The 14,863-nt window shown below is 33.8% G+C and carries 24 protein-coding genes and 2 pseudogenes; all 26 read left to right on the top strand.

Annotated elements, in window-relative coordinates; genetic code table 11:
* Window positions 1-6: 6 nt before the first annotated feature.
* The 26 genes and pseudogenes from EQM05_RS15840 to EQM05_RS11490 all read left to right on the top strand — a co-directional run bounded on the left by EQM05_RS15840 (window position 7) and on the right by EQM05_RS11490 (window position 14,856).
* A complete protein-coding gene (locus EQM05_RS15840) occupies window positions 7-147 on the top strand; it encodes a hypothetical protein (protein WP_164917277.1) in 141 nt (46 codons plus the stop codon).
* Window positions 140-361 (top strand): hypothetical protein, encoded by a 222-nt coding sequence (locus EQM05_RS11590; RefSeq protein WP_128750184.1) that lies wholly within the window; start codon window positions 140-142, stop codon window positions 359-361. The genes EQM05_RS15840 and EQM05_RS11590 overlap by 8 nt, the downstream gene beginning before the upstream one ends.
* A gap of 12 nt (window positions 362-373) precedes the next feature.
* Window positions 374-826 carry a DUF1492 domain-containing protein gene (locus EQM05_RS11585; protein ID WP_128750183.1) on the top strand — a complete coding sequence of 151 codons (453 nt, stop codon included), beginning with the start codon at window positions 374-376 and terminating at the stop codon, window positions 824-826.
* Between the two features lie 134 nt (window positions 827-960).
* Window positions 961-1,107: a hypothetical protein gene (locus EQM05_RS15835; RefSeq protein ID WP_164917276.1), complete on the top strand. Its 147-nt coding sequence runs from the start codon at window positions 961-963 to the stop codon at window positions 1,105-1,107.
* The gene (locus EQM05_RS11580) at window positions 1,104-1,406 is read left to right on the top strand and encodes a hypothetical protein (protein WP_128750182.1); all 303 of its coding nucleotides are present in this window, start codon (window positions 1,104-1,106) and stop codon (window positions 1,404-1,406) included. Before EQM05_RS15835 ends, EQM05_RS11580 begins: the two co-directional genes overlap by 4 nt.
* 41 nt (window positions 1,407-1,447) lie before the next feature.
* Window positions 1,448-1,612 (top strand): hypothetical protein, encoded by a 165-nt coding sequence (locus EQM05_RS15830; RefSeq protein WP_164917275.1) that lies wholly within the window; start codon window positions 1,448-1,450, stop codon window positions 1,610-1,612.
* Between the two features lie 73 nt (window positions 1,613-1,685).
* Entirely contained in the window at window positions 1,686-1,934 is a 249-nt protein-coding gene (locus EQM05_RS11575) for a hypothetical protein (protein ID WP_128750181.1), read from the top strand.
* A 126-nt stretch (window positions 1,935-2,060) separates the two neighbouring features.
* Window positions 2,061-2,813: an ORF6C domain-containing protein gene (locus EQM05_RS11570; RefSeq protein ID WP_128750180.1), complete on the top strand. Its 753-nt coding sequence runs from the start codon at window positions 2,061-2,063 to the stop codon at window positions 2,811-2,813.
* Window positions 2,807-3,061 carry a hypothetical protein gene (locus EQM05_RS11565; RefSeq protein WP_128750179.1) on the top strand — a complete coding sequence of 85 codons (255 nt, stop codon included), beginning with the start codon at window positions 2,807-2,809 and terminating at the stop codon, window positions 3,059-3,061. The genes EQM05_RS11570 and EQM05_RS11565 overlap by 7 nt, the downstream gene beginning before the upstream one ends.
* A 192-nt stretch (window positions 3,062-3,253) precedes the next feature.
* A complete protein-coding gene (locus EQM05_RS11560) occupies window positions 3,254-3,457 on the top strand; it encodes a hypothetical protein (protein ID WP_128750178.1) in 204 nt (67 codons plus the stop codon).
* A pseudogene (locus EQM05_RS16240) lies at window positions 3,454-3,939 on the top strand (HNH endonuclease); the annotation flags it as partial. The gene EQM05_RS11560 and the pseudogene EQM05_RS16240, both read left to right, overlap by 4 nt.
* Window positions 3,940-4,095: 156 nt before the next feature.
* Window positions 4,096-4,275, top strand: a pseudogene (locus tag EQM05_RS16235) (transposase); the annotation flags it as partial.
* A complete protein-coding gene (gene terL / locus EQM05_RS11550) occupies window positions 4,268-5,743 on the top strand; it encodes a phage terminase large subunit (protein WP_128750176.1) in 1,476 nt (491 codons plus the stop codon). The pseudogene EQM05_RS16235 and the gene terL, both read left to right, overlap by 8 nt.
* Before the next feature lie 28 nt (window positions 5,744-5,771).
* Entirely contained in the window at window positions 5,772-8,483 is a 2,712-nt protein-coding gene (locus EQM05_RS11545; RefSeq protein WP_128750175.1) for a phage portal protein, read from the top strand.
* Between the two features lies 1 nt (window position 8,484).
* Window positions 8,485-8,676: a hypothetical protein gene (locus EQM05_RS11540; protein WP_128750174.1), complete on the top strand. Its 192-nt coding sequence runs from the start codon at window positions 8,485-8,487 to the stop codon at window positions 8,674-8,676.
* Between the two features lie 60 nt (window positions 8,677-8,736).
* Window positions 8,737-9,621 carry an HK97 family phage prohead protease gene (locus tag EQM05_RS11535; protein ID WP_128750173.1) on the top strand — a complete coding sequence of 295 codons (885 nt, stop codon included), beginning with the start codon at window positions 8,737-8,739 and terminating at the stop codon, window positions 9,619-9,621.
* A 2-nt stretch (window positions 9,622-9,623) separates the two neighbouring features.
* Window positions 9,624-10,739 carry a phage major capsid protein gene (locus EQM05_RS11530; protein WP_128750172.1) on the top strand — a complete coding sequence of 372 codons (1,116 nt, stop codon included), beginning with the start codon at window positions 9,624-9,626 and terminating at the stop codon, window positions 10,737-10,739.
* Between the two features lie 58 nt (window positions 10,740-10,797).
* Window positions 10,798-10,980, top strand: coding sequence for a hypothetical protein (locus EQM05_RS11525; RefSeq protein ID WP_128750171.1), 183 nt, complete (start codon window positions 10,798-10,800; stop codon window positions 10,978-10,980).
* Window positions 10,931-11,494, top strand: coding sequence for a phage head-tail connector protein (locus tag EQM05_RS11520; RefSeq protein WP_128750170.1), 564 nt, complete (start codon window positions 10,931-10,933; stop codon window positions 11,492-11,494). The genes EQM05_RS11525 and EQM05_RS11520 overlap by 50 nt, the downstream gene beginning before the upstream one ends.
* Window positions 11,491-11,817 (top strand): hypothetical protein, encoded by a 327-nt coding sequence (locus EQM05_RS11515; RefSeq protein ID WP_128750169.1) that lies wholly within the window; start codon window positions 11,491-11,493, stop codon window positions 11,815-11,817. Before EQM05_RS11520 ends, EQM05_RS11515 begins: the two co-directional genes overlap by 4 nt.
* A gap of 3 nt (window positions 11,818-11,820) precedes the next feature.
* On the top strand, window positions 11,821-11,997 hold the full coding sequence (locus EQM05_RS15825; RefSeq protein ID WP_164917274.1) for a hypothetical protein: 177 nt from the start codon (window positions 11,821-11,823) through the stop codon (window positions 11,995-11,997).
* Window position 11,998: 1 nt separating this feature from the next.
* Window positions 11,999-12,460, top strand: coding sequence for an HK97 gp10 family phage protein (locus tag EQM05_RS11510; RefSeq protein ID WP_128750168.1), 462 nt, complete (start codon window positions 11,999-12,001; stop codon window positions 12,458-12,460).
* A 3-nt stretch (window positions 12,461-12,463) separates the two neighbouring features.
* Entirely contained in the window at window positions 12,464-12,907 is a 444-nt protein-coding gene (locus EQM05_RS11505) for a DUF6838 family protein (RefSeq protein WP_128750167.1), read from the top strand.
* Entirely contained in the window at window positions 12,907-13,980 is a 1,074-nt protein-coding gene (locus EQM05_RS11500) for a phage tail sheath C-terminal domain-containing protein (RefSeq protein ID WP_128750166.1), read from the top strand. The genes EQM05_RS11505 and EQM05_RS11500 overlap by 1 nt, the downstream gene beginning before the upstream one ends.
* Before the next feature lie 12 nt (window positions 13,981-13,992).
* Window positions 13,993-14,445: a phage tail tube protein gene (locus EQM05_RS11495; protein WP_128750165.1), complete on the top strand. Its 453-nt coding sequence runs from the start codon at window positions 13,993-13,995 to the stop codon at window positions 14,443-14,445.
* 12 nt (window positions 14,446-14,457) lie between these two features.
* Window positions 14,458-14,856, top strand: a complete 399-nt coding sequence (locus EQM05_RS11490) for a hypothetical protein (RefSeq protein ID WP_128750164.1) — start codon at window positions 14,458-14,460, stop codon at window positions 14,854-14,856.
* The last annotated feature ends 7 nt before the right edge of the window (window positions 14,857-14,863 follow it).

Below are 14,863 nucleotides of genomic sequence, written 5' to 3'. Positions count from 1 at the left end.
AAGTGTATGCAAGTAGTTGAAGTCGTACCTTTCCACAGCTTTAAGGAAAGACTTCAATTGGTTAAACAGTTTATAGGGAAAGGCACAATAATAATTTATGATACCTTTATTTATTTTGAAAAATTAGAAGGTGAAAGTGATGATTAAAGTTGTTATTGGGATATTGCTTTTTATAATTGCACTAATAACATGCAGCCTATGTATTGTAGCTAAGAGAGGGGATCAGTATTCTGAAGAATGTAAATATAATGCGTTGGCAGGGTGCAAGGGCAAATGCTGCAGAAACTGTGAATTAGAAAACATATGTAAATTAGCTTGCAAAGATGATCCTGAACAATGCGGTGGGAGACTTAATTATTGACGGAGGTACATTATGGATTACGTAAAAGAAGCAGAAAATTATTTAAGAAGTTACAACGATTTAACATCTTCAGTAGATAATCTTAAAAGAGAGATATCTGAAATAAATGCAGAATTAGCATGTATAAAGAATACGGATTACTCAGGAATGCCCCATGGATCCGGAAGCAGACTTCCAGATGATATCCTGGTAAATAAACTATACAGGAAACAAAAGGCAATAGAAGAACTTAAGAAAACATCAAGGGCTATAAACAGGATTGATTATGTATTGAAAAAACTCTCTGAAGGTGAAGGCAATGAAAAGCATGAGAAGGTGCTAAGACTATTTTATATTGAAGGTGCAAGAGGACAAGCCTTGGAAGAAGCATTAGAGTGCTCTGAAAGACATTGTTATAGGCTTAAGGGTATTGCAATAAGAAGATTAGCTGTTCAGCTATTTGGCATAAAAGGTTTAGGAGAATAATAACTAGGAGCTTAGGCTCCTGGTTATGTTAAACGGAAGGTGATTATATGGACCGGTGTTTAATATGCCATAGGAAGCTAAAAGATGAAAACAGTAGACAAAGGGGAATGGGGCCGACCTGTTGGCATAGAGTCATGAAGGTAGTAAAGGAGGATAAAGAAAGGAAGAAGGCAAGGCGAGCCTCCAAAAGACGGATAAAAGGGCAAATTACTTTCTTTGATGATGAAAATGGCGGAGAAATGAGCAATGATTACAACGGAAATAAGGTGGAGGGGGAATGAAAATGCACATGACAGGAATTGAAATTAAATGTACTAAAGAGCAAAAGGAAGCTTTAATTGAATTGCTATCTGAGGGACTTTCTTTAGGAAAGATAATCCCAAAGGATAAAGTGGAAATTGGAATTGAAACACAAATTAAATGGGATGTTATTAAAATAGAAAAATGTAAATGGACATATGTTGATGGAGAATATTATGATACTGAGTGTAGTAATACATTTACAACCCCAGAAGGAGACAGAGAAGATAATGGAATTAAGTATTGTCCTTTCTGTGGAAAAGAAATCATAGAAGATTAATACGTATTTTAAAAATATTACGAATTTGAAAGGAGTATAAAATGAGCAAATGTAATTTTGAAACTGAATGTAAAGGCAATGGAGCATGTTGCTTGGATTGTGCACATATAAGATTTTGTGACTCTGTATGTCAACTCATAGATAGAGATAAGACAAGAGAAGAATTAGAAACAGATGTTAAGAAATGTGATTGGTTTGAAAAATAGTTCGCATTTCAAGAATATTGTGCAGGGGTTAAATAAATGGAGAGATATAAGTCTCTCTTTTTTTATCGGGTAATTGGACAAGCATATTTTACAAAGGAATAAATTAGAATATTTTAAAATACCATTGACATTATGGTGGCATGGTGGTATTCTACCATTAAAGGAGGTGAGAACAATTAAAGCTATAACCATAAGACTTGATGATGAATTGCATAAGAAAGTTAAACACAAGATGGTTGAATTAGATACCAGTATTCAAGAATATGTAATTAACCTTATTAAGAAAGACTTGAAAGAAAAAGAAAGTAAAAGCAAAAAGTAAAAGGAAACCTGCTCCCCAACCAAAGTTTGCAGATTTCCTAAACACAGGAGAACTATAATAAATAATTCTCATGTTTATTATAGCATACTCCTGAAAAATTTAAAATGATTTGTAGGAGGAAAAATAATGAACGATTTAACAATTATCAATCAAAACGGTAAATTAGTTACAGACAGCAGAGAAGTTGCTGAAATGATAGGTAAACAACATGCACACTTATTAAGAGACATTAAAGGTTATAAGGAGGTTATAGACCAAAATCCAAATTTGGATTCTGCTAATTTCTTTATAGAAAGCGACTATGAAGCTTCAACAGGACAAAAATATTCATGCTATTTACTAACAAGGAAAGGTTGCGATATGGTAGCCAATAAACTTACTGGTAGAAAAGGTGTGCTATTTACAGCAGAATATGTTACTAAATTCGAGGAAATGGAGAAAAAACTTAAAGGGCCTCAATTAAAAGGGAATTCATTAGATGCAATAAGGCTTGTAAATAATCAAGTTGGAATGTTAGTAGGTACGGTTGAAGAAATACAAGACAGAGTAATAACTCTTGAAAATACAATGACAATAGATTATGGTCAGCAGTTAATACTTCAAGAGATGGCAAAGTATAAAGCAATTGAAGCTATGAGTGGCAAAGACAGTCCTGCATATAAAAACAAGAGCTTAAGAAGTCAGGTATTTTCAGCAGTATGGAAGGATTACAAAGATTATTTTCAAGTTAATTCATATAAAAACACAGCTAAAAAAGAATATGATAAGGCAAGAGAGTATTTAAAGAACTGGAAGCCTCAAGGCAAAATCCTTAGAGAGATTGAAGATTGTAACAATCAGGTAAGTATGTCAGAAAAGGAGGCAGCTGTAACATGCTAACTACAGATGTTCAGAAGCTTCTTAAAAAGTATAAAACTAATAGCATATATGAATTAGCAGAACGCATGAACTTTCTTGTTTATACATCACAATTACCACAACGGGTAAATGGAATGTACTTTTATGCGAAAAAAAGTAAGGCAATTGCACTTAACGAAAGCTTAACGGATGATAAGAAGGAAGAGGCATTATTACAGTTAATAAAGTTTGGAATTCAGAATTGTAAATGCACATTACATTTAATATGATATGCCCATATGTCAGTTTTATGTCATTGCAGTGACTAAATAATGTATGTTATAATTATGCTATAAATTTATGCAAAAATATAGCGAGAGGTTTGCAGTGTAATCTGCTACCTCTCTTTTATTTTATAGTGACTTATGACATCAGTTTAATAGCTGGTGTCTTTTCTATTTTTAAAAAAGGGAGGGGGCAATGTGAAAATTGGGGCAGTTATACGTGATACACAGAGTGATGTGTATAAGGGGCTTAATAAAAAGCGTAAGAAGAAACGCCATAGAAGGAGACGGAGACCTGAAAAAGAAAAGCTCACCTTCTCTGATGTGGAAAACCTAATGAAGCATGATAGTTATGTGAGGACTTCAGGAGGAGCTTTTAGACAAAAGACTTGGGGAAAATGATTGGAGGTGAGCTTATGTCAAAACCAAAATGGGAAACTGTAAAAGATAAATTAGTACTTGTAGAAGGGTGGGCAAGAGATGGGCTCACCGATGAACAAATTGCAAAGAACTTGGGCATTGGTAAAACAGCATTCTACAAGTATAAAAAAGAACATACGGAGTTTGCGAACACCCTAAAAAAGGGAAAAGAAGTCGTTGACTTCGAAGTTGAAAATGCACTTCTAAAAAGAGCATTGGGGTACACTTATGAAGAGATAACTAAGGAAAGGACTATTGATGGAGGGCAACGAAGCCGACACGTTGAGGGCAAAGTTGAACTAACAGAGCAGGATTGGCTTTTCGCATTAGCATATTTCAAAAATCAGTGCTGCTATTGTGGAGAGAGTAGCAATTTAACCAAGGACCATATTATTCCTGTAAAGGCAGGGGGGGCATATACAAGAAACAACATTATCCCTTGCTGTAAAAGTTGCAATAGCTCAAAGAACAGCAACGACATGCTTGAGTGGTATGAAAAACAGCCATTTTTCAGCCAAGACAGGCTTGATAAAATATATGAGTATGTAGGATTCATAAATAGGCTTATGAGTGTTGAAACTAGAGAGTCAACAAGTTTAATAACCACAAAGATAATCAAAAAGGAGGTTCCCCCAGATGTTACGGCACAGATATTCTGGCTTAAGAACAGGAAACCTGGTCAATGGAGAGATAAGCAAGATATTGAACACTCAGGCAATATGACAGTGAATAACCCATATAAGGACCTGTCAACTGAAGAACTTAAGAGGTTGGCGCAAATGAGTGATGAGGATGGATAAAAAACAAATAGCAAAGATGGCCAAATGCGAACTTTCAAGAAGAAGTTTCTGGGACTTTAATCAAATTTTGTATCCTAAATTTTATAAAGGTAACAGGCACCATCTTAAAAAGATATCTGATACTCTACAGGCCTTGTATGAAGGAAGAATTATTAAGATACCACCTGAAACCGAATGGAGAATAGTAGACAGCCTTGAAGGTATAACAGGACAAATAACTTGTAAAAAATTAATGCTCAATATGCCGCCAAGACACGGTAAGTCCTTCACAGCTACTAATTTTGCAAAGTGGGTTTTAGGCAAAGATAATGAAAACAGGCTTATAACAGTTTCATACAATGAAAAACTTTCTGGTAGATTTGCAAAGTCTGTTAGAGACGGCATTGATGAAATAAGGATTGAAGATGGTAAGCATGACAAAATAATATTCAGTGATATATTCCCTACTACAAAGATAAAACAAGGTGATGGAAGCTATCAAATGTGGTCCTTAGAGGGACAATATTTCAATTACCTTGCTACTTCACCAACTGCAACATTAACCGGTGTTGGATGTAATATTGGTATTATAGATGATATTATCAAGGACAAATACGAGGCCTATAATGATAACATTCTTGAAAACCATTGGGATTGGTATATTAACACGTACCTTTCAAGACTTGAAGAAGGAGCTATGCAAATAGTTATAATGACAAGATGGTCAACTAAGGATTTATGCGGTAAGCTTCTGGAAAAGGAACCAGGGGAATGGTATGAACTTAAGATGAAGGCATATGACAAAGTAAAAGATGAAATGTTATGCCCTGAGCTTTTGTCAAAGAAAAGTTATGAGGATAAGAAATCAAAAACTTCAACTGAAATTATTGAGGCTAACTACCAACAGGAACCCGTAGACATTGGAGGCAAATTATATAAAGATTTTAAAACATATAAAAAGCTTCCTGAAAAGTTTGAAAGGGTAATAAGCTATACAGATACAGCCGATACTGGAGAAGATAGCCTTGTTTCTGTTGTAGGTGGCGTATATAAAGGCGAGATATGGCTGCTTGATGTTTATATGAGTAATAAGGGGATGGAAGTAACAGAGCCAGGAGCTGCTAAATTCTTTTATGAAAATTATCTTAATCATGGACTTACAAAAGCAAAAATTGAAAGTAATAATGGCGGCAGAGGATTTGCCAGAAATGTAGAAAGAGAATTATGGGAAACATTTAAAACAAGGAAGGTAAGCATTGAATGGTTCCATCAAAGCAATAATAAAAAGTCAAGAATACTTTCAAACAGTAATTTTGTTATGGAACATGTTTATTTCCCTTGGAACTGGATGGACAAATGGCCAGAGTACTATAAAGCTATGAGCACATATCAAAGAGAGGGTAAAAACGAGCATGATGATGCACCTGATGCGACAACAGGTATTGTAGAAATGGTAGACAAACCAAAAATAAAGCTTGGTTTTGCATAACTTTATAGTGAAAGAAGGTGAAAATTAAATGGGACTTTGGAATACAATAAGCAAAAAAGCAAAAGGAACAGTAAGAAAAATGTTTCAAGGGTATTATAGCCAGGTATATCAAATACCACCGGCCTTAAATACACAAGATTATTTAATTCAATATGGGAAGATAGGTTGGCTTTTTGCATGTACTTCAAAAGTAGCACAGGATGTAGCAGATACAGAATGGAAAGCATACAGAAAAGGTGAGGAAGATCCTTTAAAAAGTTCAAAGGCATTAGATTTATTATTAAATCCTAATCCTTATTTTGATATGTTTACAACAATAGAGTTAACTCAGATGTATATGGACCTGGTAGGCAAGTGCTATTGGTACATAGCAAAAGACAGAGCAAATAGGCCCGCACAAATATGGGTTATAAGTCCTTTAAATATAACTATAATTCCAGACAGAGATAATTTTATAAAAGGTTATGTATATCAGGCAGGAGCTCAAAGAGTTCCATTATCAACTGATGAAGTAATCATGTTTAAGTACCAGGATCCTAATAACCCTTACAATGGTATAAGTCCAGCCAATGCTGCAGCAGTGCCTTTAGAATCGGATAAATATGCAGCAACCTGGAACAGGAACTTTTTTTACAACAATGCAGAGCCTCAGGGGATAGTATCATTTCCAGATGGAGTTGAGGAAGATGATTTTAAAGCCTGGATTGAAAAATGGAATGATAAATATGGGGGACTTGGTAATGCTAAGAAAACTGCATTTATTAGAGGCGGCCAGGTTTCATATACAGCTATTCAAATATCTCAGAAAGATATGGATTTTTATAATTTAAGGCTTTCAAATAGGGATGAAATATTAGGCATATTTGGCGTACCTAAAAGTATATTAGGTATAGTCGAAGATGTAAATAGAGCTAATGCAGAAGCTTCGGAGTATACATACATGAAGCATACTATATCTCCTAAGATTAAGAGAATCCAAAATAAGCTTAATAATGAATTTGTCCAACTATTTGGAGAGGAAGATGTAGAACTAAGGTTTACTGATGTTGTTCCCGAAAATAAGGATTTTATTAAATCTGTAGTAGATAGCCAAACAGATAAATCTATAACTAAGAATGAAGCCAGGAACATTATTAATAAGCTTTTAGGCCTTAAATTAGAGCCTATGGAGGGCGGAGATGTAATATACCAACCTGTTAGTCTGCAGCCCATGGGAACACCAATTCCAATAGTGGCAAATGCAAATAAAGAACCTACTCAGGAACCACAGAAAGGTATTAAAAAAAAACAATATTTACTAAAACTTAAAAGCAAATTTCAAAGCCTAGATAAGGAGGCTTATTGGAAAGCTTTTGTTAATAAAACAGATCAATGGGAAAAAGAACTGAAGCCAGAATGGGAAGCCATACTTATACATCAAAAGGAACGAATTATATCTAACATAAAAGCTCATAAGAGCACTAAAGCTTTGAATAAAGATGATATATTAAGGTTCCTATTTGGGAAAGATGAAGCAGGATATATGTTGGATAAAATGCTACCGGCATTAAAAAAGATAATTGAGGACAAAGGTAATCAAATAATGGATGAATTAGAAACTAATATATCTTTTGATTTGCATAATCCAATGGTAACAGATTGGCTTTCTAAATACTGTGGTACCCAAATAACTAACATAAACACCACTACTGAAACAATGATAAGAGAGCAATTAAAAGCTGGAGAAGAAGCCGGAGAAAGCACTACAGAATTATGTGATAGAATTGCTCAATACTTTGATAATATGAAAGATTACAGAGTACAAAGAATAGCTAGAACAGAGGTTATAGGAGCCAGTAATAATGCTTCACTTATGGGATATAAGCAGAGCGGTGTAGTTGATAATAAAGAATGGCTTACTGCTATTGATGAAAGGACCAGGGAATGGCACAGAGAGGCAGATGGACAAACAGTAGGCATAGATGAAAAGTTTATAGTTGCTGGTGAGGATATGGATTGTCCTGGTGATGGTGGGGCTAGTGCCGAGAATGTAGTTAATTGTAGATGTACTATTATTCCTAATTTTGATAAAGAAAGCAATGACAATCAAAGGATGAGCAATCCTAGCAATGATGAGAAAATGCCTATACCTGGAGATAAAATATCAGATGACAAACTGAATGAATATATCAACAATTTAAAAGAATTAGAAGTTGATACAGAAGGTTTTGAAAATTATTGTGGAGACACCAAAGTATTAGATGAAATAACTCAATTACTAAGTACATTAATTAAACAATATCCTAATGCTCAAAATAATTTGATTTTAAAATATAAAGATTTTAATAATACATCAGACTTTGCAGAAACGATAAAAAATACAATAACATTAAATAAAAGAATTTATGATGATAGTGAATTCTTAAAAAATTCATATGATGAACTCTCAAAGTCAGGATTCTTTACTAGTGGAACAGATTATAGAGCTATAATTAGCCATGAATTTGGACACCTAACTACGAATATATGTGAGGTTTCTTCACGAAAATTAATTAAGCATATAATGAAATATGATTATAATACTATTAATCAATGTAAAATTGATGACATTATAAAAAATAATTTATCAGAATATGCAACAAATAATTATAAGGAAACTATTGCAGAAGCTTTTGCTGAGTATTATAATAGTGATAAGCCAAGGGAATTAAGTAAAACAATCATCAATCAATTTAATGCTAAGATTGAGGAGAGTGATTAATATGATAACAAATCCAGAAGAAATATTTTATTTCAAGAAAAATCTAGATTGGTATAAAATAATAGAAGATGAAGAAGATGATGATATTGACTATATTCTAACAGATAAAGCTACAAAGGAAGCTAAAGAGTCATTTGCTAAATATAGGGCAATAAGAGATAGAGAAAAAAGAGAAGGAAGCCATATAATATAAAAGCACTTACTAAGAAAAAAATAGTAGGTGCTTTTATTATGCCTTAAAGGAGGTGAGACATTGAATAAGCAGCAAAAACAATTTAACTGGCAAGTCAAGGTACTTGATGAAGCTAACCACATAATTGAAATGGTAGGTAGCACCGAGGACTATGACAGAGTTGGCGACAAAATGCTCATGACAGGGGCTAAGTTGCAGAATTATCTTAAGAACCCTGTAATACTAGCTAATCATAATTATGGTGACAGTGAAAGGCCTACGGTTATTGGCAGGGCCTTAAGTGTAGTAATACAAAATTCGCAGCTTATATTTAAAATTCAATTTGCAGATACAGACAATGGCCGTGAATGGTTTTATCTATATTCAAATGGCTACATGAATGCAAGCTCCATAGGATTTATTCCACTAAAATATAAACCTAATGACCAAGGAGGATATGACTTCAAGGAATGGGAGCTACTTGAATTAAGTTTAGTAGCAGTACCATGTAATCCAAATGCAATTCAAAGAGCTTTTGAAGATGGAAAAATCTCAAAAGCTTTTTTTGATGCAATAAATAAAAACAATGAGGAGGATATTGAAAATATGAAAGTGAAAGATGTTCAAGCTTTAATTGATAAAGCAGTAGAATCAAAAGTTGGTAACATAAAGAAAAATTATGAAACTGAAATAAATGACAAAACAAAAGAAATTGAAATTCTATCATCAAAAAATAAGGATTTAGAGGTCCAATTAGAACAAAAGGCTGGTGCAACATTAAGCACAAAGTCTAAAGAAACATTAAAAGATATTTGTGAGGGACTTAAATCTCATGCAGCAACATTAGAAAAAATGTTAGGCGATAATGATGATCCAAAAGGTGATGAAGAAAAGGAATACTCAGAAGAAGATATTCAAAAAGCAGTTCAAGAAAAAATCGAAAAAGCATTAAATGGAGGTAAATAATAATGGCTAAAATGACACAGAAAGAATTTAATAACTTAGTAAATAAGACAACTGAGGGATTATTAAATTCTCCAGCTATGAAAGCAGTGATAAACAAAATTGATTTAAGTTGTGGTATAGACCCAAATAATCCAAATGGGACAGACACCAAAGAAGTAAAAACAGTTAAATATTTCAAGGCCTTGATGATTGGGGACATGGCTACAGCTAAAGACTTATCAGGAGGAATATCAGACCAGGGAGAAACTTTACTACCAACTGAGTTCCAAAATGATATAATAGACAGAGTTATAAAGCAGCCACTTGCACTAAGAAGTAAGGTTACTATTGTTCCAGTAGGCTTCAGAAGTGGTACAATTCCAACTGCTGAAGGCGGAGTTGTAATGCAATGGTCAGATAATGATTCTGAAAGTAAAAACAAGCAAGATCCTAAATTTAATAACTTAAGTTACAAAGTTCATAGACTTGATGGATATACTGCATTAAGTAAAGATATGATATCAGATACTCCTATTGCAGTTTATAATTTCTTATTAACTTTATATGCTGATGCATTTGTAAAAGCTGAAAATACTGCAATACTTTGCGGTGCTGGAAGTGATTCAAACCAGCCTGAAGGTATAAGAGCAAATGCTAATATAATATCAGCAGCAGTTTTAACAGGAGGAAAATTAGTAATTGATGATCTTATATCAATGCCTTACAGCATAGCTTCTGTTTACAGACAAGGTTCTATTTATATTGCCGGCACTTCTGTAATAAAACAAATGAGATTAATGAAAGATTTACAGGGCAGACCGTTATGGGCAGATAACAGTAAGGTAACTGATGGACAACTTCCTACATTTAATGGTTTCCCAGTAGAAGAGCTTGATGGAATACTTCCTGAAAATTTAGGCACTGGTCACAACGAAACAGAGGTCCTATTTGGTAACTTTAAGCATTATTACTTGTTTGATAGAGGAGAAATGAGTACAGAAATAAACACAACTTCTGATACTGCTTTCTTCCAGAATAGAATAATTGTAAAAGTATCAAATAGACTTGATGGGAAACTTGCAGTACCAAAGGCATTCGTTAAATTAACAGGTGTTCCAACAGGCAAAGCCGCATCTTAATATAATTTATAGGCTGTAGTTTATTCTATGGCCTATAATCCATTTGGAGGTGACAAAAGTGGATGCAACAGTAAAGTTTATAAAAAATTATTCTCCTTATGCGAAGGGAGACATAGCAGGATTTGATAATAACCAGGCGGACTGGTTTGAAAGGGCTGGGGTAGTAGAGAAGGTAGGAGATGGTGTAAAAAATGTCTCTGACAACGGTAGAAAAGGTAAAAAGTTACCTACAAATAAGTGATTCATCTGATTATACATTTATACAGGATTTAGTAGATTATGTTACAGAACAAATTGAAAATTACTGCAGTAGAAAATTTGATGTTGCTACTTATACCGAAACCCATATGTGTAAGCATAAATGTTTTCCTAGAAATACACCGTTAAAATCAGTTATATCTGTAATAAGAGATGGAATGCCACAAAATCAAGATACAGATTTTAAGATAAAGGGAAATTACATTCAATTTAATGATTTAAAAGGGTTTACCATGGGCGGTAGCATTGTTTATGCAACAGATAATTCGATAGAAACAACAATAACTTATATTGCAGGATATGATACTATACCAAATGATTTAGCTATGGCTGCAACTAAGCTAGCAGTTATTGAGTATAAGGATAGCAGAGAGAATAGGCTTGGTATAGAGCAGGAAACAGAGGGCGATGTAAGATATACTTACTCAAAGAAGGATTCAGAAATGCCACTTAATATATCTCGTGTTCTTGATAGATATAGGAAGGTGTCGCTATGAAGCATAATGATAAACTTGTTATTACAAGAACATCTACTGTTAAGGATCCAGCGACTCATATAGTTAAACCAGTAACGGAAACATTTCCAAGTACAGGCTTTTATTCATGCAGGTTAGGTAGAGCAAATGGCAGCTTGGTTCAAATGTCGCCACAAGGGACTTTTATACAGCAATTGAAGTTATATGTACCCGATGTTAATGCAAATGTAAAAGCCGGTGACATAGCCACTATAAATGGCACTACCAGGTATATAGTAAGCAATCCATACAAGCCAAACAATCATCACATAGAAGCTGATGTTACCTATAAAGAGGAAGTGTAATGAATGAAAAGTAAACAGGTTAAAGAATATCTAGGGAAAATGGTTACTTATAAGACTGTATGGAATACTTTTGACATAGCAAAGCTAATAGGGGTAGATGGTTACTTTGCGACATTTGAAAAAGATAACGATAAAACCTATATAAAAACCTTTAACATTGTTGAAATAAAAGAGGTGTGATATGAGTTTTGAAGTTGAAGGCTTAGAGGAGTGGAAGCAAGAACTACTAAAGATAACAAATGAAACTTTTCCAAATGAAAAGCAAAGAGAATTACAGAAAATCGGACATATGGCAGAGAGAGAAATCAAACAATTTATACCAGTCGACACTGGAAGGTTAAGAGCTTCGTTGAATACACAGCTCTTAGATAAAAATACCGCACAGGTGGGTGTTGATACAGATTATGCGATAGATGTTAATAATGGACACTTAGTAAATCAAAGATTTTTACCAGCTAAATATTTAGATACGCCAGCAGGAAGAAAGTATTTAAAAAATGGAAATGATAAAGGTATTATGCTACATCCTCAATATATTTTAGGCAAGCATTTTATGGAAAAAGGAATGCAAAATGCAGAGCCTAAGATAATGTTGGAACTAAACAGCTGGCTAGACGAATTGTTAAGAAGGCTGGGTGAATAACCTATGGATGAATTAATAAATGCTATAGCAGCAGTTATAGCTAGTAAATTTGGATATGATATTGTTGTAGACGAAATGGGAGAAGGATTTAAAAGGCCTTCTTTTTTTATTTACAGAATAAGCGATTTAGACATGCCTATGAACAGATACACCTATAACAATAATACAATAATTCAGATTGTTTATTTTAGCCCTATAGACGATTACGGGAACATTAAAAGCAGAGCAGACCAAGCAAGCACCATTGAAACTTTAAAATATAAATTTATGTCTGATTTAGCAATCGAATATGATGGAAAATGGGCAAAGATAAAACAAATAAATTCGGATTATACAGGTGACAAAGATATATTTTTACAACTTGTTTTGGACACAACAATAGGAACTAGACAAGATCCTACAGTACCAACAATGAAAGAAATTAATTTAAAAGGAGGAGTTAATTAATGGGAGCACCAAGCATTAATATACTTTTTAAACAAGCAGGAGCCACAGCAATAAAACGTGGCGATAGAGGTGTTGTAGTATTAATTTTAAAAGATACAGTTCCAGCGCCTTTGACTAACCCTATAAAAATGGCTTCTGTGGCAGACATTCCAAGTGCATTGACTGCCGATAATAAAGCACAAATAACTTTAGCATTTATGGGATATGTAAATTCGCCTAAAAATGTTATAGCTTATATAGTTCCAGTAGATACTACTGATTACACAATTGCACAGCATTATCTTGAGACTATTAAATGGAACTATTTAGCTTTTCCGGAAATAGCAGATGCAGATGTGACAGCTTTTGCAACTTGGATTAAATCTTTAAGAGATACGATTGATAAGAGAGTAAAAGCAGTTTTACCTAATTGTGTTGGAGACCATGAGGGGATTATAAACTATACCAATGAAAAAAATGTAGAAGGCTCAATTACTTATACAGCAAAGCAATATTGCAGTAGAATAGCAGGTATGCTTGCAGGAACACCGCTTACTATAAGTGCAACTTATGCACCACTTAGTGAGTTAAATGATTGTGACCATTTAACAAAAGCTGAAATGGACACTGCAGTAGATGCCGGGAAATTAATATTAATGAATGATGGTGAGAAAGTTAAAATAGTAAGAGCAGTAAATAGCTTAACTACTACAACCACAGGTAAAGGATCACTATTCAAAAAAATTAAAATTGTAGATATTATGGACCAAATACATGATGATATAAAAGCTACTGTAAGTGACAATTACATTGGTAAAATCCAAAATGATTATGACCACAAAGTATTGCTAATAAGTGCAATAGGCGGTTATTTTGACCAACTAGAACTAGATGGGTTACTAGATAAAGGCAAAAGCAGCGTGTATATAGATTTAGAAGCTCAAGAAGCTTATTTAAAGAGCATTGGAGTTGATACATCTACTATGAGTGTGCAGCAGATTAAAGAGGCTAATACAGAAGATAAAGTATTTATTGCTGCAAAAGCTAAAATTTTAGATGCCATGGAAGATTTTAATATGTCCATTGGTATATAGGAGGTGTAAATTATGTCAAGAACAGGTAATTACAATGAAGAAAAAACATTATATGGTAATTTCGGAGCTGTGTTTATAAATGACAGTCAAGCAGCTGAAGCCACAGGAATACAGGCTAAAGCAAAAATAAATAAAGTTGATGTGCCAATGTGCGGTACCATGAGTAAAAAATACAAAATCGTTGGTTGGGATGGTAGTGGAACGCTGACTTTAAATAAGACAAGCTCAAGAATGATATTGCTTGTTGCAGATGATTTGAGAAACGGTAAGGAAACTGTATTTACAATAATTAGTAAAATGAGTGACCCAGGCAATGGTGGAACTGAAAGAATTAAATTTATTGGTTGCAAAGTAGACGAACTAACTCTAGCAGATTGGAGTGCTGGAAAGCTTGGGACAGAATCTGTTCCATTTACATTTGAGGATTTTGAGATACTAGATACAATAGATCCAGGCACTGTATAGGAGGGGCAAAACATGAATAAATTAGATTTATTATTAAAAATAGACGTAAATAAATTAATTAGACCAACAAAGGAAATTGAAATTACAAGGCTTTCTAATATACTTGGAGAGCCTTTTACCATTACATGCCAAGCTGTAACTGCAGACGAATTTGCAGAATTACAAAATAGTGTGTCTTTAAGTGTTGATGGAGATATAAGCGTAGATAAAAATATTCAAGTACAGACAGTTTTAATCGGGTCAAAGGACCCTGATTTTGGAAACCAGAAGATAGTTGAATATTTTGGAGCTGTAACAGCAGCCGAAGCAATTAATAAAATATTCCTTCCAGGTGAAATATCCGCAATTTACACAACAATCACTGAACTAAGCGGATTTGGTAAGGATGCAGTAAAAGAAGTAAAAAACTAATAAACTC

Source organism: Clostridium sp. JN-9, assembly GCF_004103695.1.
Classification (GTDB): Bacteria; Bacillota; Clostridia; order Clostridiales; family Clostridiaceae; genus JN-9.
The sequence above is the reverse complement of the archived record's forward strand: the minus strand, read 5'-3'. Positions and strand labels throughout refer to the sequence as shown.